Annotated in this window: 26 protein-coding genes, 2 tRNA genes and 1 pseudogene; 16 read left to right on the top strand and 13 right to left on the bottom strand. The window is 70.0% G+C overall.

Annotated elements, in window-relative coordinates:
* Positions 1-120 precede the first annotated feature (120 nt).
* Positions 121-1,170 (top strand): ATP-binding cassette domain-containing protein, encoded by a 1,050-nt coding sequence (locus LCN96_RS00985; RefSeq protein ID WP_225270701.1) that lies wholly within the window; start codon positions 121-123, stop codon positions 1,168-1,170.
* Positions 1,167-2,003, top strand: coding sequence for an ABC transporter permease (locus LCN96_RS00990; RefSeq protein ID WP_225270702.1), 837 nt, complete (start codon positions 1,167-1,169; stop codon positions 2,001-2,003). The genes LCN96_RS00985 and LCN96_RS00990 overlap by 4 nt, the downstream gene beginning before the upstream one ends.
* 1,683 nt (positions 2,004-3,686) lie before the next feature.
* On the opposite strand, the pseudogene LCN96_RS00995 reads toward LCN96_RS00990, so the two are convergent.
* The 4 genes and pseudogenes from LCN96_RS00995 to LCN96_RS01010 form a co-directional block, all read right to left on the bottom strand.
* Positions 3,687-5,150, bottom strand: a pseudogene (locus LCN96_RS00995) (BTAD domain-containing putative transcriptional regulator); the annotation flags it as partial.
* Positions 5,151-5,416: 266 nt separating this feature from the next.
* The gene (locus LCN96_RS01000) at positions 5,417-5,626 is read right to left on the bottom strand and encodes a hypothetical protein (RefSeq protein ID WP_225270703.1); all 210 of its coding nucleotides are present in this window, start codon (positions 5,624-5,626) and stop codon (positions 5,417-5,419) included.
* Between the two features lie 298 nt (positions 5,627-5,924).
* Positions 5,925-5,997, bottom strand: a tRNA-Arg gene (locus LCN96_RS01005).
* Positions 5,998-6,154: 157 nt separating this feature from the next.
* Positions 6,155-6,538, bottom strand: a complete 384-nt coding sequence (locus LCN96_RS01010) for a hypothetical protein (protein ID WP_225270704.1) — start codon at positions 6,536-6,538, stop codon at positions 6,155-6,157.
* A gap of 240 nt (positions 6,539-6,778) precedes the next feature.
* Between LCN96_RS01010 and LCN96_RS01015 the strand changes: the two genes are divergently transcribed.
* From LCN96_RS01015 to LCN96_RS01045, 6 genes are all read left to right on the top strand, one after another.
* Complete coding sequence (locus LCN96_RS01015; RefSeq protein ID WP_225270705.1) at positions 6,779-7,999, top strand: sensor histidine kinase; 1,221 nt, start codon at positions 6,779-6,781, stop codon at positions 7,997-7,999.
* Between the two features lie 48 nt (positions 8,000-8,047).
* Positions 8,048-8,683 (top strand): response regulator, encoded by a 636-nt coding sequence (locus LCN96_RS01020; protein ID WP_225270706.1) that lies wholly within the window; start codon positions 8,048-8,050, stop codon positions 8,681-8,683.
* A gap of 903 nt (positions 8,684-9,586) precedes the next feature.
* The gene (locus tag LCN96_RS01025) at positions 9,587-9,865 is read left to right on the top strand and encodes a DUF1129 domain-containing protein (RefSeq protein ID WP_225270707.1); all 279 of its coding nucleotides are present in this window, start codon (positions 9,587-9,589) and stop codon (positions 9,863-9,865) included.
* 5 nt (positions 9,866-9,870) lie between these two features.
* A complete protein-coding gene (locus tag LCN96_RS01030) occupies positions 9,871-10,617 on the top strand; it encodes a prolipoprotein diacylglyceryl transferase (RefSeq protein ID WP_225270708.1) in 747 nt (248 codons plus the stop codon).
* Between the two features lie 13 nt (positions 10,618-10,630).
* Entirely contained in the window at positions 10,631-12,136 is a 1,506-nt protein-coding gene (locus LCN96_RS01040) for a radical SAM protein (RefSeq protein ID WP_449867112.1), read from the top strand.
* A complete protein-coding gene (locus tag LCN96_RS01045) occupies positions 12,133-12,456 on the top strand; it encodes a hypothetical protein (protein ID WP_225270709.1) in 324 nt (107 codons plus the stop codon). Before LCN96_RS01040 ends, LCN96_RS01045 begins: the two co-directional genes overlap by 4 nt.
* A 119-nt stretch (positions 12,457-12,575) precedes the next feature.
* Here the strand turns inward: LCN96_RS01045 and LCN96_RS01050 are convergent, their stop codons facing one another.
* The 3 genes from LCN96_RS01050 to LCN96_RS01060 are packed head-to-tail and all read right to left on the bottom strand — an operon-like array spanning position 12,576 to position 14,790.
* Entirely contained in the window at positions 12,576-13,034 is a 459-nt protein-coding gene (locus LCN96_RS01050; RefSeq protein WP_225270710.1) for a MaoC family dehydratase, read from the bottom strand.
* An 11-nt stretch (positions 13,035-13,045) separates the two neighbouring features.
* On the bottom strand, positions 13,046-14,215 hold the full coding sequence (locus tag LCN96_RS01055) for a TolB family protein (protein WP_225270711.1): 1,170 nt from the start codon (positions 14,213-14,215) through the stop codon (positions 13,046-13,048).
* The gene (locus tag LCN96_RS01060; protein WP_225270712.1) at positions 14,212-14,790 is read right to left on the bottom strand and encodes a SigE family RNA polymerase sigma factor; all 579 of its coding nucleotides are present in this window, start codon (positions 14,788-14,790) and stop codon (positions 14,212-14,214) included. The genes LCN96_RS01055 and LCN96_RS01060 overlap by 4 nt, the downstream gene beginning before the upstream one ends.
* A gap of 235 nt (positions 14,791-15,025) precedes the next feature.
* Between LCN96_RS01060 and LCN96_RS01065 the strand changes: the two genes are divergently transcribed.
* Positions 15,026-16,207 carry an ATP-binding protein gene (locus tag LCN96_RS01065; RefSeq protein WP_225270713.1) on the top strand — a complete coding sequence of 394 codons (1,182 nt, stop codon included), beginning with the start codon at positions 15,026-15,028 and terminating at the stop codon, positions 16,205-16,207.
* A gap of 103 nt (positions 16,208-16,310) precedes the next feature.
* Here LCN96_RS01065 and LCN96_RS01070 read toward each other — a convergent pair whose 3' ends face one another.
* Both LCN96_RS01070 and LCN96_RS01075 read right to left on the bottom strand, forming a co-directional pair.
* A complete protein-coding gene (locus LCN96_RS01070) occupies positions 16,311-17,111 on the bottom strand; it encodes a MauE/DoxX family redox-associated membrane protein (RefSeq protein ID WP_225270714.1) in 801 nt (266 codons plus the stop codon).
* The gene (locus tag LCN96_RS01075; RefSeq protein WP_225270715.1) at positions 17,108-18,049 is read right to left on the bottom strand and encodes a hypothetical protein; all 942 of its coding nucleotides are present in this window, start codon (positions 18,047-18,049) and stop codon (positions 17,108-17,110) included. The genes LCN96_RS01070 and LCN96_RS01075 overlap by 4 nt, the downstream gene beginning before the upstream one ends.
* Positions 18,050-18,267: 218 nt before the next feature.
* Between LCN96_RS01075 and LCN96_RS01080 the strand changes: the two genes are divergently transcribed.
* Positions 18,268-18,765 carry a SigE family RNA polymerase sigma factor gene (locus LCN96_RS01080; protein WP_225270716.1) on the top strand — a complete coding sequence of 166 codons (498 nt, stop codon included), beginning with the start codon at positions 18,268-18,270 and terminating at the stop codon, positions 18,763-18,765.
* Here LCN96_RS01080 and LCN96_RS01085 read toward each other — a convergent pair.
* On the bottom strand, positions 18,734-19,261 hold the full coding sequence (locus LCN96_RS01085) for a MarR family winged helix-turn-helix transcriptional regulator (RefSeq protein ID WP_225270717.1): 528 nt from the start codon (positions 19,259-19,261) through the stop codon (positions 18,734-18,736). The two genes, LCN96_RS01080 and LCN96_RS01085, sit on opposite strands and share 32 nt — an antisense overlap.
* Before the next feature lie 95 nt (positions 19,262-19,356).
* On the opposite strand from LCN96_RS01085, the gene LCN96_RS01090 reads away from it, so the two are divergent.
* The 3 genes from LCN96_RS01090 to LCN96_RS01100 all read left to right on the top strand — a co-directional run bounded on the left by LCN96_RS01090 (position 19,357) and on the right by LCN96_RS01100 (position 20,970).
* On the top strand, positions 19,357-19,920 hold the full coding sequence (locus LCN96_RS01090; protein WP_225270718.1) for a YceI family protein: 564 nt from the start codon (positions 19,357-19,359) through the stop codon (positions 19,918-19,920).
* Positions 19,921-20,093: 173 nt separating this feature from the next.
* Positions 20,094-20,183, top strand: a tRNA-Ser gene (locus LCN96_RS01095).
* 289 nt (positions 20,184-20,472) lie between these two features.
* Positions 20,473-20,970: a hypothetical protein gene (locus LCN96_RS01100; RefSeq protein ID WP_225270719.1), complete on the top strand. Its 498-nt coding sequence runs from the start codon at positions 20,473-20,475 to the stop codon at positions 20,968-20,970.
* 284 nt (positions 20,971-21,254) lie between these two features.
* On the opposite strand, the gene LCN96_RS01105 is transcribed toward LCN96_RS01100, so the two are convergent.
* On the bottom strand, positions 21,255-21,818 hold the full coding sequence (locus tag LCN96_RS01105; protein ID WP_225270720.1) for a dihydrofolate reductase family protein: 564 nt from the start codon (positions 21,816-21,818) through the stop codon (positions 21,255-21,257).
* Positions 21,819-22,127: 309 nt separating this feature from the next.
* Complete coding sequence (locus LCN96_RS01110; RefSeq protein ID WP_225270721.1) at positions 22,128-22,421, bottom strand: MraY family glycosyltransferase; 294 nt, start codon at positions 22,419-22,421, stop codon at positions 22,128-22,130.
* A 397-nt stretch (positions 22,422-22,818) separates the two neighbouring features.
* Here LCN96_RS01110 and LCN96_RS01115 point away from each other — a divergent pair, with 397 nt between their 5' ends.
* Positions 22,819-23,826 (top strand): aldo/keto reductase, encoded by a 1,008-nt coding sequence (locus tag LCN96_RS01115; protein WP_225270722.1) that lies wholly within the window; start codon positions 22,819-22,821, stop codon positions 23,824-23,826.
* A gap of 43 nt (positions 23,827-23,869) precedes the next feature.
* Positions 23,870-24,526 (top strand): DUF1275 family protein, encoded by a 657-nt coding sequence (locus tag LCN96_RS01120; protein WP_225270723.1) that lies wholly within the window; start codon positions 23,870-23,872, stop codon positions 24,524-24,526.
* Between the two features lie 135 nt (positions 24,527-24,661).
* On the opposite strand, the gene LCN96_RS01125 is transcribed toward LCN96_RS01120, so the two are convergent.
* The gene (locus tag LCN96_RS01125; RefSeq protein WP_225270724.1) at positions 24,662-25,033 is read right to left on the bottom strand and encodes a VOC family protein; all 372 of its coding nucleotides are present in this window, start codon (positions 25,031-25,033) and stop codon (positions 24,662-24,664) included.
* A 92-nt stretch (positions 25,034-25,125) separates the two neighbouring features.
* Between LCN96_RS01125 and LCN96_RS01130 the strand changes: the two genes are divergently transcribed.
* Positions 25,126-25,905, top strand: a complete 780-nt coding sequence (locus LCN96_RS01130) for a neutral zinc metallopeptidase (RefSeq protein WP_225270725.1) — start codon at positions 25,126-25,128, stop codon at positions 25,903-25,905.
* Positions 25,906-25,951 lie beyond the last annotated feature (46 nt).

The raw sequence follows: 25,951 nt of genomic DNA on the forward strand, positions 1-25,951 counted from the left end.
CTAGCCCGCGGCACATTTGGGGCTATTCAATCTTTTTTGCGCGTTCTGACCCTACCGGTCTGACAACTCGGTGAAACCGGGTGAGGGTGTCGTGAAACCGGCGTCCCCGACAGTGAAGGCATGAACATCGCAGAACCCGGACGTACCGGGGGCGCCGATCTGGCCGTACGCACGGCCGGGCTGGCGAAGTCGTTCGGCGAGCACCGGGCCGTGGACGGGATCGACCTGGAGGTGCGCCCCGGCGAGATCTTCGGCGTCCTCGGCCCGAACGGCGCCGGCAAGACCACCACGCTGCGGATGCTGGCCACGCTGCTGAAGATCGACGCCGGCCGGGCCGAGATCTTCGGCGTCGACGTGGCCGCCAACCCGCACGTGATCCGCCAGCTCGTCGGCGTCACCGGCCAGTACGCCTCCGTCGACGAGAACCTGACCGCCCGCGAGAACCTGTGGCTCTTCAGCCGCCTCCAGGGCATCGATGCGCCGCGCGCCCGGCGCATCGCCATCGACCTGCTGGGCCAGTTCGGTCTGGAGAAGGCCGCCGACAAGCCGATCGCGCAGTTCTCCGGCGGCATGCGGCGGCGCCTGGACCTGGCCGCCAGCCTGATCACCCGGCCGCCGCTGATCTTCCTGGACGAGCCCACCACCGGGCTCGACCCGCGCACCCGCGGCCAGATGTGGGACACCATCCGCGGCCTGGTCGCCGACGGCTGCACGGTGCTGCTGACCACGCAGTACCTGGACGAGGCCGACCAGCTCGCCGACCGCGTGGCCGTCATCGACCACGGGCGCAAGGTCGCCGAGGGCACCCCCGACGAGCTGAAGTCCGCGGTCGGCAACTCCACCCTCCAGGTGCTGCTCGCCGACCCGGTGGAGGTGCCCGCCGCCATGGACGTCGTGCGGCGCGTGCTCGGCTCCGAGCCGGTGCTCAGCCCGGAGCAGGGCCGGCTCAACGTCGCGCTGGAGCGGGCCGACCTGGCCGCGGACGTACTGATCGCGCTGCGTACCGCCGGGGTGTCCATCTCCTCGGTGAGCGTGGCCAAGCCCAGCCTGGACGAGGTGTTCCTGGTCCTGACCGGCCACGAGACGGACGGGCACGAGAGGGCCGGAAACGAGACGGACGGGCACGAGACGGACGGGGACGGCCCGCGCGCCACGGAGGAGAGCCGTTGACCACCACGATCGCACCCGCCCGCGAGGTGGTCCAGGCCGCCGACCGCGTGGCCGCCGCCCGCCGCCGCGTCACCCTCGGGGAGACGGTCGGCCAGACCCTGACGATGGCCTGGCGGGCGCTGAAGAAGATGCGCAGGAACCCCGAGCAGTTCTTCGACGTGGCCCTGCAGCCCATCCTGTTCACCGCCATGTTCGCCTTCATCTTCGGCGGCGCCATCGCGGGCGACGTGCAGAGCTACCTGCCTCTGATGATCCCCGGCATCCTCGCCCAGACCGTGCTGACCACCTGCATGGCCACCGGCACGCAACTGCGCGAGGACATGGAGAAGGGCGTCTTCGACCGGTTCAAGTCGCTGCCGATCGCCCGGATCGCGCCGCTGGCCGGCCCCATGGTGGCCGACCTGCTGCGCTACACCATCGCCGCCACGCTCACCTTCGGCATGGGCATGGTGATGGGGTACCGCCCGGGCGGCGGGGCGGGCGGCCTGCTCGCCGCGATCCTGCTGGCGATCTTCACGGGGTGGTCGCTGGCGTGGGTCTTCACCTGGGTCGGCACGATCGCCCGCAGCGCGCAGGCCGTGCAGGGCATCTCGATGATGATCCTGTTCCCGCTGACGTTCCTGTCGAACGCGTTCGTGCCCGTCGAGACGTTGCCCGACTGGCTGGCCGCGTTCGTCCGGGTCAACCCCGTCTCACACCTCGTCACGGCCGCCCGCGACCTCGCCAACGACGGGGTGGTCAGCGGCGCGGTGGCCTGGACGCTGCTGGCGTCGCTGATCGTGATCGCCGTCTTCGCCCCACTGTCGGTACGCAGCTACAAGCGGCACCTGTGACCGCTGCCCGGCACGCACCTGCTCGACGAGCCCGCGCGCCTCGTCGAGCAGGTCGAAGCCGAGGCGGTCGCCGTAGTGCGCCCGCAGGGCCGCCACCGTGCCCGGCGCGGCCCGCTCCGCGTACGGCTCGATCCGCTCGAACGCCATGCTCGGCATGGTGCCGTTGTAGGCGAACCGCTCGGCCAGCACCAGCAGCCTGATCGCGTCCTCTGGCGGCGCGGCGCCCCGCAGCAGCCCCCAGGCGCCCAGCGCGAACAGCATCGAGCCGCACAGCGGGTAGTCGAGCGAGGGGTTGTGCACGGTCAGCACGTCGTGGCCGAGGACGGTGGCGAACAGCTCCGCGCCGTACGGCACGTCCTCCGGCGGGGCGTGGTAGGCGTACGCCGTCAAGGTGACCGCCTCCGCCACCATCGCCCACGGCGGGCACTCCGCCGGCGGCAGCCCCGGCAGGCGCAGGTCGCGCGAGCGCTGGACGGCCGTACGGTACGCCTCCAGCGCGGCCGCCGTCTCGCCCCGGGCGTAGGCCAGCTCGGCCGCGCACAACGAGACCATCGCCACCCCGCCGAGCACGACCTCCTTGTCGTTGATCCGGTTGATCGCGGCCAGCTCGGCCTGCGCCGTCGCCAGGTCGCCGTCGGCCAGCGCGGAGGTCAGCAGCACCGCGCGAAGCTGGGTCTCGTCGTCGGCGGCGCCCAGCCGGCTGAGCACCGGGATCGACACCCGCGCGTGCCCGACGGCGCGCCGGCGGTCGCCGAGCTGGAGGTGCAGGTGGGCCAGCACGGCGTTCAGTATCGCGACGAACCACGGGCCCTCCCGGTCGCCGACCGCCGCCAGCGTCCACTCGGCGGCCTCGATCGCCCCGTGGATGTCGCTCGCGTTCTCCAACACGTGCACGCTCGCGTGCGCAGCGGCCAGCGCCACGTTCGGGTCGGGGCTGCGGCGCAGCTCCGCCAGCCGGCGCTGCAGCTCGGCGCCGTCGTCCGTGTGGCAGGCCAGCACCACCGTGACCAGCGCCGACACGCGGGGATGGGTCGACTCGCCCTCGGGCAGCGCGCGCAGCAGGTCACGCATCGGGTCGTCGCGGCGGTCGGTGGTGATCATGATGTTCATCAGCGTGACCAGCATGGCGACCCTGGTCACCTCGACGAGCTCCGGCGGCGGCCACCAGCCGGTGACCACCTGGGTGATCGCGTCGCGGTGGGCGATGATCCGCAGGTGGTCACCGCGGATCGACCACAGCGTGCCCACCCCGGCCAGCAACTGCACCGTCGTGACCGGGTCGGACTCGCCCAGCGCCTGGCGGAGCAGGTCGGCGAGGTTGCCCTCCTCGGCGCGCAGCGCGTCGGCCGCCGCGAACTGCTCGGGGCCGAACAGCTCGGCGGCGTGCCGGAGGGCGTACTCCGTGGCCCAGGCCCGCTGCGCCGCCCTGGCCGGCTCCTGCTCGCCGGCCTGCCTCAGCCGCATCCGGCCGAACTCCCTGACGGTCTCCAGCATCCGGTAGCGCAGGCCGTACGCCGTCTCGCGGACGCTCAGCATCGACTGCTCGGTCAGCGCGTCCAGGGCGTACAGCGCGTCGGGGCCCAGCACCTGCTCGGCCGCCTCCAGCGTGAAACCGTCGCCGAACAGCGACAACCACCGCAACGCGCGCCGCTCCCGCTCCTCCAGCAGGTTCCACGACCAGTCGATGACGGCGAGCAGCGTCTGATGCCGGTCGGGGGCCGTCCTGTTGCCGCCGCGCAGCAGCGCGAACCGGTCCGCCAGGCGGCGCGCGATCTCCTCCACCGACATCACCCGCACCTTGGCCGCGGCCAGCTCGATCGCGAGCGGCAGCCCGTCGAGCCGGGCGACGACCTCCTCGACCACCCTGTCGTCGATCCGCACCCCGGGCCTGGCGGCCGTGGCCCGCTGGCGGAACAGCTCCACGGCGTCGCCGGTCGGCAGCTCGCCCAGCGGGTAGACCCGTTCGGCGGGGATCGACAGGGCGGCCCGCGAGGTGGTGAGCACCCGCAGGTCGCGGGTCGTCACGGTGAGGAACCCGACCAGATCGGCCACCGCCTCGATCACGTGCTCGCAGTTGTCCAGGATCAGCAGCGCCGGCGCCTGGTCGAGCTGCTGCGCGATCCGCGCGCGGACGTCGGCGCGCTGCTGGGCTGTCAGCACGTGCCGCCCGCCCACCGAGTCGCGCACCCCCAGCGCCGAGCCCACCTCGCCCACCACGCCCGCCGGCGAGGAGACGCCGACCAGCTCGATGAAGTGGGCGACCGGCTGCGCGGCGTTCCTGCCGGCCACGTGGGCCAGCCGGGTCTTGCCCAGCCCGCCGGGGCCGACGATGGAGACCACCCGGTTGGTCTGCAGCAGGGCGTGCACCGCCCGGATGTCGTCGTCGCGGCCCAGCAGCGAGGAGCCGTCGAACAGGATGCCCTCGCGCACCGGCCGGTCCGTGACGAGCAGCTCGGCGTACACGCGGGCCAGCTCGGGCCCCGGCTCCGCGCCCAGCCGCGCCACCAGGCCCGCCCGGTACCGCTCGTAGCGCTCCAGCGCCGCAGCGGCACCCCGTACGGCGGCCTCGCTGCGCAGCAGGCAGGCGAGCAGCTCCTCGTCGTGCGGCTGCTCGCCGCACGCCTCCTCCAGCAGCGGCAACGCGCTCTCGTGCGCGCCGCTCCTGCCCCGCGCGATCGCCGCCACCCGCCGCGCCTCGCCCACCCACCGCCCCGCCACGCTCCGCAACTCGGCCAGCGGCCCTGCCTCGCCGTTCAACCCGCCCGCCACCAGCCCCAAGGCCGCTTCCGCCCGCCCCCGCGCCGCCGCCACGTCATCCTCGGCCAGCGCCGCCCGAGCCTGCCCGACCAGCACGCCGAGCAGCGACGCGTCCACCTGCTCGGGGGGCAGCCCGAGCCGGTACCCCCGGGGGATCCGCTCCACCACCTCAGGCCCGGTCGCCGCCCTCGTCCGCGAGACCACCACCTGCAACGCCTTCGTCGGGTTCGCCGGCGCCTCCTCCGGCCACAGCTCCTCGACCAGCCGGTCGTCGCCGACTCCCGCGCGTCCGTGCAGGGCGAGCACGGCCAGCAGGGTGTGGGCGCGATCGCCGACGACGCGCACGCCGTGCCAGCGGACGCCGTCGAGCAGGACCAGTGCGGGGGACACACCCTCAGCTTACGGACGGGCGCAGGTGTGCCGCGTGCGCGCCTTTTGCGGGTTCCGTTCCGCATCGTGCCGGACGTGACGCAGATCGACTGGCCGGACGTCCGAGCACGGCTCACCCGCCTGTCCGCCAGGGCCGGCGGCGGCGCGGTGGATCACGGCTGGAGGCTCGGCCCCCGCTGGCCGCCGACGAGCCGGAGGCCGAGAGCGCGCGGTGGAAGTATGCGGCTCATGAGGACCAGAAAGGTCTGTCGCTGCTCAGCGCCTGTTCAGCGCCTGTTCAGCCCTTGCAGCACCGGCAGTCCCGTGCCGAAGTCGAGGACGAGGCGGTCGCCGAGCGGGCGGGCGAGCCTGACGGTGGTCGTGTCGGTCTTGAGAATCGCCGGGCAGGGCTTCCCCGAGCCGGCGTCCTCCTCGTCCATGTCGACCACCACCACCTGGTCGGTCTCGTAGACGCGCGGCCCGATCCCGAACAGCACTCACCGGCCGCGGACCCCCGTCCAGCTTCAGATGCTCACAGAGCTGTCATCTCGAGAAGTGGCGCAGTGATCGCCACATCCGCACGGGATTCTTCACGCTCGTCTCGGCGCTGTCCACGGAGTCTTTTGGATGGTTATGTTTAGGTCCGTCGACCCTGACACGCTCGGCTCGCACTGCTTAGATCCGTCGTAGCGGCCTGGCGATCCCCTCACCTTCGCTTGGCAACGGCCCCAAGGTGTCCCGGCAAACACGAAGGCCCGCTCCCAGGTACCCCTGGTGGCGGGCCTTTCTGCTGTGCGCGGCCGAGAGGACTCGAACCCCTAACCTTCTGATCCGTAGTCAGATGCTCTATCCATTGAGCTACGGCCGCTCGCTGCGTAAGCAAGCATAGCGGGTTCTGAGGAGTGCCTCGAACCAGAAACGGCAATCATGAGGTCGCTGGTTCGGGCTTGGGGTGTTTGGGAGGGGGTTTACCTGGGGTTGAGGGGATGGAGAGGACCCCCCGAGGGGGTGGGGGTCCGGTCGGGTCAGGCGTCCAGTCTTTTCGCCAGGCGTTCGATCAGCAGGGCCAAGTCGGCGAGTCGGCGGTGGACGGCGTGGTGTTGGTCCTGGATCTGTGAGCGGAACTTCGTGAAGTGGTCGTTGGACTGCCTTCTGAAGCCGCCGAGCTCGTCGTTCAGGGCGGAGAGGTCTTGGGAGAGCTCTGCCTGGAGGCTCTCGATGGCGGTGTCGGGGGTCGTGAGGGTGATGGCGCTGGTGGGGGTGTCCTCCAGGGGGGTGCAGTTCTGGGCTGGGATGGTCATGCGTCGGCGTCGTGCCCTCGTGTGGCGGATCGTGCGGCCGGAGCGTGTTCTTGCTTCGAGGGCGTCTACACGGAGTTTCAGCTTGCGAATCTCCGCCTCTATGTCCACGTACCCCTACCCTTGCGGTGGTTGGAAAGGATCTTCGTTCCGGGGTTCGGCCGGAAGTCAGATTCCACTCTGTGTGAGCATATCGTCGCAATGAGTTCGTGATTGTGGAAGGTGTTGCGGGTGGGGATTCCTGCTCGGTCGGTGGTGGGGATCCCGCTGCTTGTGGATACCTCGAAGGGTGTATCCACAGGAGGACTTTCGTAGGAGTGAGGGGGTGGCGGGAGGTGGTGGGATGAGGGCATGAAGCAGGTGGTGCTGGGGGCCGGGGTCGCCTTCGCGGTCGGGGTGGTGCTGATCGCGGGTGGGTCCCATCTCGAGCGTGGGGTGCCCATGTGGGTGCTGGTCGTGCCGCTGGCGTTCACCTGTGCGGGGGTGCTGGTGCGGCAGCGGGCGCCGCTGGCCTCGTTGGGGCTGGGGGTGGTCGGGATCGTGATCGACGGGTTCGTGGGGCCGTCGCTGGGGACGGTGCTGGTCTTCACCGACAATCTGTATGCGGCCGCGCTTTACGGGCCGGCTCGGTTCGCTCGGGTGTTGCTCGGGATCGCCGGGGTGCTGGCCGTCGTGGCGGGGGCGGTGGCCGGGTTTCTGTACGAGGACTGGCGGATGCTGGCCGTCATGGGGGTGCAGGCCGGGCTGGTGCTCATCACGCCGGTGACCACGGCGGTGGTGCTGCGGGAGCAGCGTGATCGGGCGGCGGCCGAGCGGGTGCGTGCTGAGCAGGTGGCTCGGCTGGCGGAGTTGGATCGGCAGGCGGCGGTGGCTGCTGAGCGTACGCGGATGGCGCGTGAGCTGCATGACATGATCGCCAATCACTTCAGCGCCATCGCCATCCAGTCCACTGCCGCGCTGTCGCGCAAGGATCTCGATCGGGAGACCGTACGGAAGGTGATGGAGTCCGTACGGGAGAACAGCGTCAAGGGGATGGCCGAGATGCGGGCCATGATCGGCTTGTTGCGGCAGGAAGGCGATGAAGGGGAGAGCGAGGCCACCCGGCCGCGGCTGGCTGATGCGCAGGCCCTGGTCGAGCGGGTGCGGCGGGCCGGCATGGCTGTGGAGACCCGGGTCGAGGGGGAGGTCAGGGAGTTGCCCGCGGCTGTCGATCTCGCCGGGTATCGGATCTTGCAGGAGGCGTTGACGAACGCGCTCAAGCACGGGGCCTCGCCTGTGTCGGTGGCCGTGGTCTATGAGGACGGGCGGGTTCGGCTGAGCGTTGAGAACGCCCTCGGGGACGAGGAGCGGGAGATCGGGCTGCCGGGGGCCGGGGCGGGGCTTATCGGCATGCGGGAGAGGGTTTCGCTGGTGGGCGGGGCTTTTGATGCTGGGGAGGTTTGGGAGGGGGAGCCTGGAGGTGGGGGGCGGTGGCGGGTTGTGGCGGTTCTGCCGATGGAGGTGGATGTCACGCGTCCCGGGCTTTCGGGTGGTGAGGGTGAAGGGGTGGAAAGGGCGCCGATCTCCAGTTGAGGTGGTGGCGGCGGCAGGGAGGTTCGGAGAGAAGGGCGGAGGTGGCTGGTGACCATCAAGGTGCTGGTGGCTGACGATCATGCGGCAGTCCGGGCCGGGATCGTGTTGATCCTGGGTGGGGCGGACGACGTCGAGGTCGTGGGGGAGGCCGGTGACGGGGAGCAGGCCGTGGCCATGGCTCGGGAGCTGCGGCCCGATGTGGTGCTGATGGATGTGCGGATGCCCCGGCTCGATGGGATATCGGCTACTCGGGAGCTGGCCGGCGTGTGTGATGTGCTGATTCTTACGACGTTCGATGTGGACGAGTACGTGTTCGGGGCGTTGCGGGCCGGGGCGGCGGGGTTCATGCTCAAGAACGCCGAGGCCGAGGCTTTGATCGAGGCAGTGCGGGTGGTGGCTCGGGGGGATGGGCTCATCGCGCCCGGGGTCACCCGGAGGTTGATCGCCGCCTTTGCCGAGCAGGCGCCTGTTCGGCGGGAGGTGGAGCCCTCAGGGATGGACGGGTTGACGCCTCGGGAGAAGGAGGTGCTGGCCTGTATCGGGCGAGGGTTGTCCAACGCTGAGATCGCCAAGGAGCTGGACATGGCGGAGGCTACGACCAAGACGCATGTCAGCAGGGTGTTGGGCAAGCTGGGGTTGAAGAGCCGGGTGCAGGCGGCGATCTACTACTCGGAGGGGTTGTAGGTGATTTGGTGGTGTTTATTCGATGGCAATCGTGGGTGCCTAGTCTGATCATGACTAGAGGGGTAGACCAAGCCAATGAGTACAACGCCACCACCTTCGCCGTCCGAGGAGCCTGACAACGGGTCAAGGGCGGGGGCGGTGCCGGAAGGGGAACCGGAGTTCCTGCCGCCGTCGTCGTCGGGTGGGAGGCCGGGGGCCGTGCTGCCTCCGGTGGACGAGGATGCGGAGACTGTGCCGCCCGTTGGTGGAGAGCCGGATCTCGTGCCGCCTCGGGATGGGGGGCCGGACTTCGCGCCGCCTCAGGGCGAGGGGTCGGGTCTCGTGCCGCCTCCGAGTGGGGAGCGGGATCTCGTGCCGCCTCCGAGTGGGGAGCCGGTGATGATGCCGCCTCCGTCGGGCGTGGTGGGGCCCATGGTGTCGTCGGAGCCTCGGGAAGAGGGCGGCTTTCAGGGGCAAGGGCAGGGGCATGCCGGTCGGCCGTCGTTCTTGCCGCCGGACGGTGGGAGTGGGCATCCTGTGCCCGAAGGGTCACCTCATGGGCAGGCCCTTCAGTGGGAGCCGCCATCCGGCCAGTTCGGGCAGGGGCAGCCGTCGTCGTACGGGGGTGCGTCTGAAGGGCCCTCGTCGCATGAGCAGCCACCGTACGGAGGCACGCCCCAGGGCGGCCCGCGGCAAGGTGGCACACCACCGAGCGGCCCATCGCAAGGCGGCGCGTTCCCGAGCGGCCCATCGCAGGGTGGTCCGCCGCAGGGTGGTCCGTTTCAGGGCAGTTCTCCGCAGAATGGCCCGGCCCAGGGAGCCCCCCCGCCGTACGGCGGCCCGCCTCCGCACGGGTACCCAGGAGGCTACCCCCCGCCACCACCACCCCCACCCCCCACCAACTCCACAGGCATGCTCATCGGCATGCTCTTCGCCGGCCTGGCCATCTACAGCGTCCTCAACGCCCTGATCGGCTTCTTCATCTTCTTCGCCGCCATGAGCGCAGGCAGTGGCGCCACCGCCTACCTGGTGGCAGGCGCGGTCCTCCTGGCACTGGTGGGCCTGGGCGCCGGGATCGGGCTGTGTCTGGTGCGCAGGCCGTGGAGCAGGGGCCTGGGGCTCGGGCTCATGATCGGCTGGGCGCTGTGGTCGATCCTGTCCGCAGGGATCTGCACCGGTATCAACCCGAGCCTGTACGGCTGACCGCCATGCCCCTTCACGAGATCTTCGTCGGCCTGGGCGTGGCGGTGGCGGCCGTCGTCTTCGTCCGGGAGGCGCGCAGGCGGGGAGCGCTCAACGAGCAGTCGCTGATCGCGGTCGCCGGCGCGCTGGTCGGCGGCGCGATCGGGATGCGGCTGGCGGGCTGGATGGAGACACTGCAGCTGCAGAGCCTGTGGCTGTACGGCTCGCGGAGCATCCTGGGCGGCCTGACCGGCGCGTACGTCGGGGTGCTGGTGGCCAAGCGGATCATCGGCTACAAGGAGCGGACCGGCGACCTGTTCGCCCCGGCGGTGGCGCTCGGCATGGCGGTGGGCAGGATCGGCTGCCACCTGACGGAGGCGCCCGGCAGGCCGACCGAGCTGCCGTGGGGGGTGCACGCCCCGGCGACGACCCCCGAATGCCCCGGCTGCCTCACAGGCCAGGCGATGCACCCGTCGTTCATCTACGAGATCATCTTCCACCTCGCCGCGTTCGCCGCGCTCGTCTGGGCGCGCCGGCGGCTCACCCACCCGGGTGAGCTGTTCACGCTGTACGTCGCCGCGTACGCCGCCTTCCGCTTCCTCGTCGAGTTCACCAGGGCCAACGAGACGGTCTGGCTGGATCTGACCAGGCCGCAGTGGTTCCTGATCCCGGGGCTGCTGCTGCTCGCCATCAGGCTCGGGTACGGCTGGCGGCGCGGCCACTACGCTCCCCTCTTCAGGGGAGCAACCCCTCTTCACAGTGAAAGGTCATGACATGAGCGCAGGGATGGGTCTGCGGGGTGACCGCATCCTCAGGTACGTCAACGCGTTCTGCCCGAGCTGCCATGGCCGCGACCTCGACAGGGTCGAGCGGCTGAGCGGTTATCTGGCGGAGCGCGACGGCCGCGTGTGGCTGGAACGCGGATGCCGCGAACACGGACTTATCCGCACCCTGTACGACGAAGACCCAGAAATCCTGAAATATCTGGAGGAGTGGACCGCTCCCACCAAGCACCACACCCCCGACACCCCCGGCAACTTCGACCCCATCCCCGCCGCCTACCTCCGCGGCCTGCCCGAGCTGCAGACCCAGCACACCTGCATCCTCCTCGAGGACATCGCCGAGACCTGCAACCTGCGCTGCCCCACCTGCTTCGCCGACAGCTCCCCCGACCTGACCGGCGTCGTCCCGGTCCCCGACGTCCTGGCCAACGTCGACCAGCGCCTGGAGCGCGAGAACGGCAAGCTCGACGTCCTCATGCTGAGCGGCGGCGAGCCCACCCTGCACCCCGAGCTGAAGACCCTGCTCGCCGAGCTGAGCACCCGCCCGATCACCCGCATCCTGATCAACACCAACGGCGTCCTGCTCGCCAGGGACGACTCGCTGCTCGACCTCCTCACCGAGCACCGCGAGCGCGTCGAGGTCTACCTGCAGTACGACGGCACCTCGGCCGAGTCCTCCAGGCACCACCGGGGCGGCGACCTGACCAGGATCAAGGCCGAGGCCCTGGAGCGCCTGTCCCAGCGGGAGATCTTCACCACCCTCGTCATGACCGCCGCCCTCGGCGTGAACGACGCTGAGATCGGCGACGTCGTACGCCTCGCGCTCGACACCCCGTACGTCGGCGGCGTGTCCCTGCAACCCCAGTTCGGCTCCGGCAGGTCGGCCACCATCGACCCGAACGACCGCCTCACCCACACGGGCGTCCTCAAGCGCCTCGGCCCGCAGACCGGCGGCCTGGTGACCTGGCGCGACCTGACCGCTCTGCCCTGCTCCCACCCCCACTGCTGCTCGGTCGGCTACCTCATCCGCGACGACGCCCGCCAGTGGCGCTCGCTCACCGCGCTGATCGGCCACGACCGGCTCAAGGAGAACCTCGGCCTGGTCTCCAACCGCATCGCCGACACCGAGCTGCCGAAGGAGCTGCGCCTGGCCGTACAGGAGTCCCTGCTCGGACTGCTCTCCGAGCAGTCGTCGCTGTCGCACCCGCAGATCGGGGACCTGTGGCGCGACATCTGCGAGAACTGCGACCTCGGCGTCTCCACTCTGCTCGCCCTCGCGTCGTCGGCGCTGCCGGGACGGCGTAAGAAGCTGCGCAGGATGCTGGGGGAGCGGGTGGTGCGGATCACGATCAAGCCCTTCATGGACATCTCGACCATGATCGAGGAGCGGCTCACGCAGTGCTGCGTGCACGTGGGCACCCGCGCCGAGCAGGACCAGTGCGCGCCGTTCTGCGCCGTGCAGGCGTGGCCGCAACTGTCCAGGCAGCGGCTCTCGGCGGTGGCCAGGTGACGCCGGACACCCCGCCGGCAGCCGGCGCTGACCAGGCGACGCCCGCACCCCCGCCCGCACCCGCGCCCGCACCCGCACCGCAGCCCGCCAAGGAGCCGTACGACCCGCTGCGGTTGTGCGTGTACGCGACCGTCGCGCTGCTGGCGTGGCTGCTCGGGCCGTGGGCGGTGCTGGGGTTCGCGGTGCTCGGGTTCGCGGGGTACTGGAGGGCGCGGCGGGCCGGGCTGTCCCGGAGCAAGTGCTTCCTCCGGGACACCCGGCTCGTGCTCGCCTACCTCGGGCTCATCGGACTCGCCGCCCTGGCGGCGATCATCCTCTGATCACCTCGGGGTCGTCCTACTCGCGCACGCGCGGCCAGGCGTCGCCCCGGGCCCGGACGAACTCGTCGAATTCCTCCACGAACCCAGGGAGCGCGTCACCCGGTCAGGTGTTGTACGCCTTACTCGCCGCGCACGTACAGGCTGAGGGTCTCGGCGACGCAGGCGGGCCGCCTCTCGCCCTCGATCTCGATCGTCATCTTCAGGGTGGACAGGTGGCCGGCGGGGGAGTTCTTGACGTCGATCAGCTCGCCCACGGCCCTGATCCGAGCCCCGACGGGGACCGGTGTGTGGAAGCGGACCTTGTTGAGGCCGAAGTTGACGCCCATCGCGATGCCCTCCACCTTGACCAGGGAGAACATGAACGACGGCAGCAACGACAGCGTCAGGTATCCGTGCGCGATCGTGCCGCCGAACGGCCCCTCCTTGGCCCGTTCCACGTCCACGTGGATCCACTGATGGTCGTCGGTGGCGTCGGCGAAGGTGTTGACCTGCTCCTGAGTGACCGTGCGCCACTCGGTCGGGCCGAACTTCTCGCCGACGGCCGCCTTGAGTTCATCGATGTTCGCGAAGGTCCGCATGGCCCCGAACGCTATTGCGCGGACGGGATGGCTGCCAAGTTCAGTACTCCATAAGAACCCGGGCCCTTGCGCCAATACAGGACCGTGCTGGGCTCGCCCGCCGCGCCGAGGGCCAGCGTCCTGGCGTCGATCGTGCCGGTCGAGCCGGTGGCGAGGTCGTGGACGCCGTCCGCCAGCGGTACGAACCGGTTGAGCAGCGGCGCCATCGACAGCGGCTTCGGCCGGCCGAAGACACCCTTGACGTCCCGCAGGTCGCTGCCGTCGATCCGCTGCACGAAGCTGCCCCCGGCACGGCGGCCGAGGCACCAGTGCGGGCCGCAGCGCACCCCCTTCGCCCCCGGCAGGCTGTCCACCTCGTGCGAGGTGATGAGCGTGAGGTCCACCAGCACCGTCTGGTTGCGGTCGCCGAGGTCGGGCCCGGCCGGCGCGTCGCTCGCCCACGGCCAGCGCAGCAGGTGCAGCCCGTCCGTGCCGGTGATCTGGTCGGGCGCGCCGCCCGTCAGGGGGACGCGCCAGACGCCGCCGCTGCGCTCGGACCAGATGACCTGGTCGCCGTTGACCGAGATCGCGTCCACGTCGGAACGTCCGCCGGACAGTGCGGTGACCCGCCTGGCCTCGCCGCCCGCCAGCGGCGCCGTCCAGATCTCCAGCGCGGACTTGCCGGTGGACGACTGCCAGACGACGTGCTTGCCGTCGGCGGCCACGGACCCGATCACGAACCGCCCCGACCTGGGCAGCTCGGCGACTTTCCGGCTGCTGCCCGACTTGGAGTCGTAGACCTCCAGCGTGCCCTCGGCCTGCATGCGCGGCATCCTGGACAGGATCAGGAGCTGCGTCGGGCTGAGGCCGGTGATGGGGACGCGGCGCGCGCCGCCGGGCCCCTCGATGGCGAACGTGAAGACGGCGCCGGGCCACAGCTCGCCCACGGGAGCCGACCTGGGGGCGGACGGCCCGGAGGTCGGGGTCGTGGCCACGTCGCCCGCGCCCTCACCGGACAGGAGGGCGCCCCTGATCCCCACGCTCAGCACCACCACCGCGGTCGCCGCCGCCAGCACGCGCAGCCGCCGCCTGGTGCGGCGCCGCCTGCGCAGCGCCACGCCCGCCAGCAGGCCGGTCCCGTCGTCGGGAGCGTGCTCGCCCGCCGTCCGCAGCGCGCCGATCAGCTCGTCCTCGCTCCTCATGCCGGCTTCCCCTTCCGCACCTGATCGCGTACCGAATCTCGCACCGTGCCGCGTACCGACTCACGCGCAGACTCCCGCGCCGTACCGCGTGCCGACTCGCGTGCCGACTCGCGCGCAGAGTCGCGGACCGACGGCTTGACGCGCAGCGCGTTGAGCGCGCGGAACGCCTGGCTGCGCACGGTCCCCCGGGAGATGCCGAGCAGCTCGGCGATCTCCTGATCGGAGAGGTCCTCGTAGTAGCGCAGCACGAGCACGACCCGCTGCCTGCGCGGCAGCGTGGCCAGCTCCTTCCACAACTCGCCGGACGACGGCTCGTCGGTGTAGGAGCCCTCGGGCAGGTCGTCGGTCAGGTGCTCCCTGCGCCGCCCGCGCCACCAGCTGATGTGCTGCCTGGCCATGGTCGTGCGGACGTAGGCCTCCGGGTTGTTCTTGTTGCGCACCCGTTTCCAGGAGTCGCTCAGCTTGAGCAGCGCCTCCTGGACCAGGTCGGCCGCGTCGTCGGCGTTGCCGGTGAGCACGTAGCCGTACCGGAGCAGGGCCGGGCCCCGCGCCCGTACGAAATCGTCGAACTCCACATCTCCTGGACGCACCGGGGGCTCCGGCCTGTTGCAAAGATCTTTACTCGAAACCATCGCATGAGTGTTCGAGTCCGCGCTACAGTTCTAGGTACCGCAATCGAACAGAGGTTCGGCCTGGTGAGAGGGGGTGTGTCCGATGACGGTGCTCGCGCCCGCCCCTGCTCGGACACGCCGTAGCACTTTCTTCCCAAATCTAAGACGGCCGCTATATCCGGCAATAAAGTCCGAGAGCGTGGACCCTGTGCGAAACCCCTACGCTCCAGGCGCCGGGCAGCGCCCGCCGGAGCTCGCCGGGCGCGATCGCGAGCTGCAGCAGTTCGAGGTCGTGCTGGAGCGGGTGGCCCGCGGTCGCCCCGAGCGCAGCATGGTCGTGACCGGCCTGCGGGGCGTGGGCAAGACCGTCCTGCTCAACACGTTCAAGTCGATGGCCATGCAGCGGCTGTGGGGCACGGGCAAGATCGAGGCCCGGCCCGACCAGTCGATCAGGCGGCCGGTGGCCGCCGCCCTGCACATGGCCATCCGCGAGCTGGCGCCGCGGCACCGCGCGCCCGAGCGCATCGAGGAGTTCCTCGGCGTGCTCAAGGCGTTCGCGATGCGCGACCCGGCCGCGGCCAAGGGCACCTCCCACTGGTCGCCCGGGATCGAGGTGCCGGCCAGCCGCGGGCGCGCCGACTCGGGCGACCTGGAGATCGACCTCACCGAGCTGTTCGTCGACGCCGCGAGCGTGGCCACCGACCTGGCGGTGGGCATCGCCCTGTTCATCGACGAGATGCAGGACGTGCAGGCCGCCGACGTCTCCGCGCTCTGCGCCGCCTGCCACGAGCTGTCGCAGAGCGGCGGGCCGCTGATCGTGGTGGGTGCCGGGCTGCCGCACCTGCCGAGCGTGCTGTCGGCCAGCAAGAGCTATTCCGAGCGGCTCTTCCGCTACGCGCGCATCGACAAGCTCGACCGGGAGGCAGCCGACCTGGCGCTGATCCTGCCGGCGCGCGAGGAGGAGGTCGAGTTCACCCGGGAGGCGCTCGACGCGCTCTACGAGGCGGCCGACGGTTACCCCTACTTCGTCCAGGCCTACGGCAAGGTCGCCTGGGATCTGGCCCCGCGCAGCCCGATCACCCTCGACGACGTGAAGGTCTCCGCGCCGGAGGCCGAGGAGGAGCTGGCGGTCGGGTTCTTCGGCAGCCGCTACGAGCGGGCCACCCCGGCCGAGCGCGACTACATGCACGCCATGGCGCAGATCGGCGACGAGCCGGTGCCGACCTCCGAGGTGGCCGACGCCCTCGGGCGCAAGCCGTCCAGCCTCTCGCCCGCCCGCGACAGCCTCATCAAGAAAGGGCTCATCTACAGCGCCGAGCGCGGCCTGATCGCGTTCACGGTGCCGCACTTCGGGAAGTTCCTGCGCGCTCAGCCGATCTGAGCGACGCCCCTAGACCTCTATTGGGCTGTCTAGTGGGGAAGCTAGACAGCCCAATAGAGCAATATCCGCGCGCCTGTCGAGCGTCGTATACCGCTCTATAGCTTCAGGCCGATACTGGCGTATACACCGGCAGAGACCCGCTGTCCTCCCTGCTGACCACGGCCATCCGCACCGCCGGGCGGCGCCCGGTCAGGTAGACGGCGAACACGACGTCGTCATCGTCGTGGTTGCGGAAGGCGAAGAAACGCCAGCACAGCTCGCGCCAGCTGTCGTACGGCTCGGCCGAGACCAGCTCGCCCCGGTGCGCCCGCCAGGTGCCGCTCGCCCGGAGCCGCGACAGGGTGACCGACTCGGCGGGGCCGCGGCGCTGCTCGCAGGGGGCGCGATACCGTACGCGGTCGATCAGCTCCTCGATCTCCGGCGACAACGCCAGCAGCACCGCCACCCCCGCCGCCAGCAGCCACGACGGCGCGGTCGCCGCCGCCCAGCCCGGCACCGGCGCCCAGACCGACACCGCGGCCATCCCGGTCAGCGCCACCGTCCTGGCGATCGAGCGCAGCCCGACCGGCGCCGCGCTGACCTCGCCGAAGCAGCCGCACCCCGCGTCGGGGCGCCGCCTGCGCAGCTCGAGCAGCACGTACGTGGACAGCGCGAAGAACGCGACCGTCCCCCACCGGAACAGCGGATGCGTCGTGAGCAGCAGCCCCGCGGCCAGCATCAGCTCACCGGCCGCGCACACCAGCAGCGCCGGGCCCTGGATCTGCTCCGGCACCAGCACCGCGGGCCCCAGCCTCGACAGCCCCCCTGGCTCGCCCTTCGTCGCGACGGTGAACACCTTGGCCGCCGTGCCCAGGGCGAGCATGACGATCAGCAGCGGGAGCTGCGACTCCAGCACGAGCCTCACCCCATTCCGATCTGCGCGTTGAAGCATCCCTTGACCAGCTCGCCGCCCAGCTCCACGTAGGAGGACGGCGACAACTCTGCGATCCGGCCACGCGGCGAGGTGTCGCACTCCACGCACCGGTCGCAGAACCGCCCCGCCATGCACCCGCACGCCACCACCGGGACGTTCGCGGAGCGATCCGAGCACACGTTCTTGACCTGCAGCAACGACCCCACGGAGAGGTACGGCAGGCTCGCGCACGACACGCCGGCCAGCGCGCAGCCGGTATCGGCACGTTCCAGCATCGGGTAGGCCGCGCCCCGCTCCTCCTCGTCGAAGGTGTCCGACCAGGTCGCCGTGCCGGCGATGCGCGACTGCTTGTACGCGGGCGGAGGCGGCGGCACGGACCGGGCCGGGTACGGCGGCTGTGAGGTCGCGGGCAGCAGGGCCAGGCTCGCCCCGTCGCGCCTGACGCCGATCGCGTCGAAGAGGTAACCGGGCTCGAACTTGGGATGGCGTACCTGTAACCGTCCCGACGAGCGGTAGGGGACGATCACCGTGCGGTGGCCGCGATGCGGCCCGCAGTCGAGCTCGACCGTCAGGTCCTTGCGGCCCTCGATCGACAGGATCGTGCCCGTGATGCGGGTGGTGTCGGCCCAGATCCGCTCGACCACGCGCCCGTCGCGCAGCGCGCGCATCAGCACCATGGCGCCCACGGGCAGGTCGGCGGGGGCGACCTCGGCGCCGTGCCAGGCGGTGGCCCACGGGGCGATCACCAGCCGCTCCTGGGCGCCGGACGGGGTCTCGATCGAGATCAGGTGCGGGCTGACGTCCAGCACCTCGCCGACGACGGCACGCAGCGGCTCGCCGTCACCCGAATCGGGGCCGGGAACGCCGCTCTCGCGGCCGAGCGCGGCCGCGGCGAGCACCCGGCGGCGCTCAACGCTCGGATACCCCATCCGCCCCTCCTCCGCTCGGGTACTAGATTCACATGAGTTGGGGGCGGCTCACACCGTAGTGGTCCAGAACGGAGCAAAATACGCATCCCCGGGGAAGTGCCTTCACCTACGGCGGCGTACAAACCACCACCGACCTAGACGGACCTTTATCCTCGGCGGGCCGAAACCTGAATTGAGGTTCGGGCCTTAAGGGGCATCAGGCTGCGATTCTGGCCACGATGCAGACCACCAGCTGGGAAGACGAGTTCCGCGAGTACGTCACGGCACGCGGTCCTGCGCTGCTGCGTGCCGCCCATCAGCTCACCGGGCATCCGCTCGACGCCGAGGACCTGTTGCAGAGCGCGCTGACCAAGACGTACCAGGCGTGGGAGCGGATCGAGGACCGGGGCGCCCTCGACGGCTACGTGCGACGGGCCATGGTGAACATCAACATCTCGCAGTGGCGGCGGCGCAAGCTGGAGGAGTACCCGTCGGACGAGCTGCCCGAGCAGGCGAGCTTCGACCCGGCCGGGTCGTCGGAGGTGCACGAGGCGCTCGAACAGGCGCTACGGGAGCTGCCAGAGCGCATGCGGGCGGCGATCGTGCTGCGCTACTACGAGGACATGACGGAGCCGGAGATCGCCAAGACGCTGGGGATCAGCGTCGGCACGGTCAAGAGCACGGTGTCGCGGGCGATGGCCAAGCTCAGGGCCGCGCTGGGGCTTCCTTCCGCGTAGGCCCATCGCCGGGGCAGGGGGTGACCTCCGCGGCGCCGGCGGTGGCACACGGGCGCACGACGTCCCTGATCTTGCGCAGGCTCTTGAGGAACGACTCCAGCTCGTCGGCGCCCAGCAGCCCGGTGAAGCTCTCCTCGATGTCGCGCAGGTGGTCGGGCAGCACCGACTCCAGCCGCTCGCGGCCCGCGTCGGTGAGGGCGGCGTAGGAGGCTCGCCGGTCGCTGGCACACGCCTCGCGCCTGACCAGCCCCTCGCGCTCCAGCCGGTCCACCACGCGCGTCACGCCGCTCGTGGACAGCTCGGTCTGCGCGGCGAGATCGCTCATCCGCAGCCGTTGCTGGGGGGAACGTGCCAACCGGATGACGGTCTCGAAGTCGATCTCCGACAACCCCGCCGCGCTCAGCGCCGGCTGGAACCGGCTCATCAACCCGGAGTGCACCTCGGTCAGCAGCCCGATGGCGGTCAGCCGGGAGTCGTCGAAGTTCATCACGCTCATACCTTATCCGACGATAGTTGACGCGCGGAATATTCCTCATGTAGAAAGTTGTTGCCGCAGACATCCGCACAACAGCAACCTCTGAGGAGAACCCGATGACCACCCGCACCTGGGAGTCCCTGACCATCCCGGCCGCCGGCGCCTACAACCTCGACGTCGCCCACACCACCATCGGCTTCGTCGTCAAGCACATGATGGTCAGCAAGGTCCGCGGCCACTTCGGCACCTTCAACGGCTCGGTGACGATCGCGGAGAACCCGCTCGAGTCCGCCGCCGAGCTCACGATCCAGGCCGAGAGCATCTCCACCGGCGCCCCCGACCGCGACGGTCACCTGCGCAGCGACGACTTCCTGGCCGTGGAGAAGTTCCCGCAGATCACCTTCAAGAGCACCCGCGTGGTGGGCCACAGCGGCGACGAGTTCACCGTCGTCGGCGACCTGACCATCCGCGACGTCACCAAGGAGGTCGAGCTCAAGGTCGAGTACGGCGGCGCCGGCACCAACCCCTGGGGCCAGGCCGTCTGGGGCTTCTCGATCACCACGGAGTTCGACCGCGAGGACTTCGGCCTGACCTGGAACCAGGCGCTGGAGACCGGTGGCGTGCTGGTGGGCAAGAAGATCAAGATCGAGATCGAGGGCGAGGCCAACCCGGCTGCCTGACCGTCTTTGAGATGAGTTATCCACAGCCCTGAAGCCCGCTCCAGCTCTGGGCGGGCTTCATCCACAGGGGGTTACCCACAGGCTGTTGATAACTCTTGGTGAAGGCCACCGGGGGAATCGCTTTGCCGCCTCGCCAGAAGGCCGGTACGCTGTGCTGAGCCGCGGTGGCTCCGGGAGGATTCGCCTAGTCAGGTCTATGGCGCCGCACTGCTAATGCGGTTTGGGTTTACCGCCCATCCGGGGTTCAAATCCCCGATCCTCCGCAGGTGAGAGGCCCTCTCCCCAGTTTTGGGGAGAGGGCCTTTTTGATCTCTGTGGGCGTCAGGGTTGCAGTTCGGGTTGCGCATCGTGAACTCGGGCGTCTCTGGCGCCGGTCTGTTTGAGGATGGCCTTGCGCTGCCACCAGTCCTCCGAACGCTCGATCGGGCCGCCGAGCTTCGTTGTGAAGACAGGTCATGATCGACCCACTTGTCCCCAGCCTTCAGCCGTTCGGCGGCCTGGACCTTCTTGTGGGCGCATAGCAGGGCCAGGAGCGCTGGAGGGCATTGCAGGGTGAGCGTGCCCTTGCCCTTGTGTTGCCGAAAGGGCGATGTCGGTATCAGTGTGGACGAGTCAGGTCATCTCATCGCCGTACTGGCCTGGTGTGGGCCTGCACCGGATGGAGTGAGGCTCTACCGCGAGCGTGCCACTCCCCAGAAGAGCCCCACCGGCAACCCGGACGATGCGTACGCCGACGATGCGGCATACCACGCACCTACCTTGAGCGGACAGAGCGCCTCGTTTCGGCTCGATGCTCCTGCTGGCGGCTGGGCCGTCACGCCCAAGCCTCCCTCCCTGGAGCCAGCGATCACCTACAAGGCGTACGGCTTCACCAACGACAACACCAGTTCGCTACGACACGTGACGTTCGAGCTCGACGATGCCGCCAAGGTCGCTCCAGGCCGGGTGCTGATACAGGAATGGGATGAGAAGCGGCAACAAGACGTCGACGTCGTGATCTCTCTGGATGCTTTCAAGCGAATGGGCCAGGATCCCGGTCACGAACTGTAAAACCGTGATCCAGTGGGGGCTGCTACCCGCTTCCGCGCAGACCCGAGATCGCTTATGAGTCGCAGTTTGGGCTGCAGTTCCGCGCCGCACCACCCCGTCCCAGGACGAGCGTCCAGTCGTGTCGGTTCAGGTTGCACGCCTTGGGATGGTCGTCCTCCCGGCTGCTGATGCGGTTGGGGTGCAACGCCCATCGAGGGTTCAAATCTCTCATCCTCCGCACGTGAGAGGCCCTGTTCCTTAGTTGGGCAAGGGCCTCTGCTTGTGCGTGAGTGGCGCTGCTGGGGTCAACGGTGTCGGTCGTACCGCAGATAGACGATCCCGTTGCTGGAGGCCGTGCTGGAGACCAGGTCGAGCCGATAGGACTTGGGGACGCCGTCGAACAGCCGGGTGCCCTCGCCCGCGACGTAGGGGAACATGCTGACCTGGAACTCGTCGATCAGGTCGAGCCGCATGAGCGACCGCCAGAGGCGGACGCCGCCCCAGACCACGATGTGGCCGTCGCCGCCCAGCCTGAGCTGGTCGATCTCTTCTGTGGTGTCGCCGGCGGCGATGGTGGTGTTGGCCCAGTCGGCTGTCTTCAGGGTCCGGGAGAAGACGACCTTGTGGCCGGCGTTCAGGATGCCGGCGAACGGGTGGTCGGTGGACGAGGTCATGGCTGCGGACATGCCCTCGTAGGCGGTGCGGCCCATGACGTGCGCGTACGCGCTGCGGAGGAAGTCGAGGTGCGCCGGGTCCGCGGGCTCACGGTTCTCCGGCAGGCCGAAGCAGAACTCCCAGAAGTCGGTGCCCTCGTCGGCGAGGAGGCCGTCGAGGGAGTAGTTGAACACTGTCGCTATCAGCTTCCGCATGGGCAGAACTCCGTGGTCTCGGGGCGTCCGGGAGCGTGTACGCGCGGGGACGTCGTGTCCGGCGCGGCCGTGTCGTTCGTACCTTGGACGATCCGGCGGCCAGGAAGTCATCGGTGCCTGGCCGTGGCCGCACGCCTGATGCGCGGCTCGCAGCGGAGCCGGACTCACCGTTGTCAGCGCCGTGGAAGAGCGCTTCCGCCCGGCCTACGCCAGGTGCGCTGCGGAGATGTTCGCGTCGTCATGCCCTCAGACTGAGGGGCAGGTGGACGCGGCTCGATCTCCTGAACCTCCGCCCTCACTGGCTTCTCCTCAGGACCGGCTCTGAGGAGTCCTGTTGCGAGAGCGGTCGCGGCCGTAGGGCGAACGGCGGGTGCGCCGGCGTACCAGGACGATGGCGGCGAGCTCGATGGCAAGGAGTGCCGGCGCGATCACACCTGACACGGCGGTCATCTCTTCTTCGGAGAGCCCGCCCGCGCAGGCCGTCAGGTTGCCGCCCTCATAGAGGGGAGCGCAGTCGTGTCCGAGGAACAGGGCGACGATGAACCAGTTGACCAGCAGGAGCGGCACTGCGCCCAAGGCGATGAGCAACCTGCTGTGGCTCATCCTGACAACTGCTCGACCGGTCACCTCAACGCTCCTCACAACCACGCCGGCACGTTAGGCATGACGTTACGAGGTTTGTCCGCTGCTGCCCATCGTTCTGCGACGTGCCGACCACGCCGTCGTCTCCGCCCATGCGCCGGCGAAGGAGACGAAGGACGACCAGTTCTCGTGCCAGTCGAAGATCCGCCGCAGGCTCGCGGTCGCCACCATGGTGGCGGCCGTGGTCAGGAGGATGCGGAACTCGGCGCCCCAGTGCAGCCCGCGGCTGGACGAAGGAGCAGCCTCGTCGTCTTGACCTGGAGCGCACTCAAGCTCCTAGCGTCGATGCCACCGGCGGAACGCACTCCCCCCGCCGTCGCACCACCAGCTGACCGCCATCGACGACAGGAGCAGTCACGTGCAGACCGTGCAACTCGGCCGTACCGGCGAACAGATCAGTCAGCTCGCCCTCGGATGCATGATCATGGGCACCGTCACCCCCGAGGACGAGGCCGTCACCATCCTGGACCGGTACGTGGAGGCCGGCGGCACCTTCCTGGACACCGCCGACTGCTACTGCTGGTGGGAGAACCGGGGCAGCCACGGCGGGGAGAGCGAGGAGTTGCTCGGCCGCTGGCTGGCCAGGACGCGCAGGCGGGAGGAGGTGTTCCTGGCGACCAAGGGCAGCGCCGTCGTACGGGACCTGGATGTGGTCTGGGCCGATGGACGGCCGGACTGGGACGCCGCGTACCGGAACTTCGTCGGAGCGGGGGCGAAGACGTTGCGGGACGCGATCGACGGCAGCCTGCGGCGGCTCGGCACCGACCACGTCGACCTGTACTACGTGCACGTGGACGACCGTGCCACGCCGCTGGAGGAGACGCTGGAGGCGCTGGCGGGCATCGTCCAGGCCGGGAAGGCGCGCTACATCGGCTGGTCGAACGTGCGGACCTGGCGGCTGGAGCGGATCAGGCAGCTGTGCGAGCAGCATGGCTGGCCGGCGCCGGTCGCGCTCCAGCAGCAGCACTCCTACCTGCGGCGGCGCGCCGGGCTGCGGCACGCGTCCATCGTGGACGACGAGCAGCTCGACTACCTGGAGACGCACGACGACCTGACCCTCGTGGCCTACTCCCCGATACTCAAGGGCATCTACGACGACCCGGCCAAGCGTGCGGGGCACTGGGCGATGGATCCGTATCAGGGGCCTGACGCCGAGGCGCGGCTGGCGGTGGCCGCGGAGGTGGCTGCCGAGGTCGGGGTGGCTCCGAACGCGCTGGTGCTCGCGTGGCTGATGCACCGGACGTCGCCCGCCATCGTGCCGTTGATCGGGCCGCGCACGCTTCAGCAGTACGAGGCGGCGTTGCCGGCGCTGGACGTGAAGCTCACGGAGGAGCAGGTCGGGCGGCTCGACAGCGCGGGCGCCTGACCCGCGAAAAGTCACCCTTGGTGGTCGATATAGTGCGTAGAGCATGCGGATGGCGCGGTTCTCGGTGCTCGGCCTGGCGCTCGCGGCGGGGGCCGTCGACGCGCTGAGCTTTCTGGCGCTCGGCGAGGTGTTCACGGCGAACATGACCGGGAACGTGGTGCTGCTCGGGCTGGCGCTCGGCGACGGGCGGATGGCGCATGTGGTCAAGTCGGGGGTGGCGTTCGCGGGGTTCTGCGCCGGGCTGGCGGTGGGATTTCTGCTGGTTCGTGGTGGTGGCGGCGGTACGGTGCGGGGGGCCGCCGCCGCGTTGGGCGTGGAGCTGGTGTTGCTGGCCGGGATCGCCGTGGGGTGGGCGGTGCAGGTGCCGCGGCCCGTGCTGATCGCGGGGTCGGCGGTGGCGATGGGGTTGCAGAGTGCGGTCACCCGGTGGGCCGGGGGGTCCGGGCTGTCCACGACGTATGTGACGGGGACGGTGACCGGGCTGGCGGGGCAGGTGGTCGCGGCTTGGGGTGGGAGGCAGGGCGGTGGTGCAGGGATCGGGCGGCCCGTGGGGGTGGTGCTGGCGCTCGCGTCGGGGGCGGCGCTCGCGGCCCTGACCTTGCGGTGGTACGCGCCTGTGGCGCCGTTGATCGCTCCGGTGGTCGTGGGGGTGGCGGCCGGGTGGTGGTTGTGGTCCGCTTGGCGTTCGAGGAGCTGGTGAAGGTGTACCAGTAGTTCACCGGGCTGAGGACGCTGCCCATCAGGACCTCGGCCCTCATCCAGTACGTGGCGGGCATCGCGGCCTCGCTGGTCGTCTACTTCGTCCAGCGCTACCTGGCCACGGAATGAAGGCCCCCTATGCCAGGTGCTCGCCGCTGAGCTGGATGATCTGGACGTAGTTGCCGTCCGGGTCGATGGCGGTGGCGAACAAGCTGCCGTCGCGTTCCTCCAGCTCGGCCAGCCACCGCGTGCCCGCCTGCGCCATCCGGGCGGCGACGGCGCGGGCGTCCTCGACGTCGAAGTTCAGGATGACCCTGCCGGGCTCCGGGTTCTTGTCGGAGATGTCCGCCCGCGAGTCGATGAACAGGTAGAACTCCCCGAACTTGAGCAGCCGGTAGCCGTTGAGATCGCTCGTCTCGCCGGGGTCGAGCGCGGCGGCGTACCAGGCGCTCAGCCGTTCCGGGTCGGTGCTGGACAGCAGCAGGCTGCCGAGGACGGGTCGCTTCATCGCGGATTCCTTTCACTTCTTCTCGCCTTGCGGACCGTGCCGCGGGGAAAAAGTCATCGGAATTCGGAAAAGATCATGTAGTGTCGCCTGCCATGCGTGCGAAGTTCTTGGCCGTCCCGCTGGCCGCGTGCGTGCTGGCGAGCACCGCGTTGAGCGGCACCGCGAGCGCCGCGCCGGCGGTCCCGGCGGTGCTGGCGAAGAACCCGCTGTACAAGGTGGGGAAGTTCACGCTGAAGACGTGCGAGGAGCCGCCCACGGCCGCCGACGTCGAGGTCATGCGCCTGTACGTCGAGGAGGTCTCCGACTGCCTGGACAAGGCGTGGGGGCCGCTGGTCAGGAAGGCGGGGCTGCCGTACAGCAGGCCCAAGGTGAAGGTGTCGCACGGTGACAGGGTCGAAACGCCCTGCGGCACGTACGCGCCCAACCAGACGGACAGCATCTACTGCGCCAAGACCAGGACCGTGCACCTCATGGTCAGCGACTACGGGCTGTCGGATGAGATCGACAGGCCGATGTGGCTGGACGCCCTCTCGGCCGGGTGGGCCCTGCATGTGCAGACGGTCATGGGAGTCACCGGCGCCGTGGCGAAGGCCTTGAAGAAGGCGTCCAAGCGGGACAGGCTCGCCCTGTACGCCAAGCACACGTTGCAGACGCTCTGCCTGACCGGAGCCTTCACCGGCAGCGTCTGGGACTCGCTCGGCCACTCGAAGAGAAGCGGGCACGAGTCGTACATCAACCGGGACGCCCGCTACGGCGACCTCCCCGGTTACGGCACGGCGAAGAACCGCGCGTACTGGACGCGCCGGGGGTTCGAGGCCGAGTCGCCGTCGGTCTGCAACACGTTCACGGCCCCGGCCGCCAGAGTGAAGTAGCGCGGCGCGCCCGGGGAAGGACGCGCCGCGCGGTCATGCGGCCGGT

The sequence above is a fragment of the Nonomuraea gerenzanensis genome (assembly GCF_020215645.1).
GTDB classification, from domain to species: Bacteria; Actinomycetota; Actinomycetes; order Streptosporangiales; family Streptosporangiaceae; genus Nonomuraea; species Nonomuraea gerenzanensis.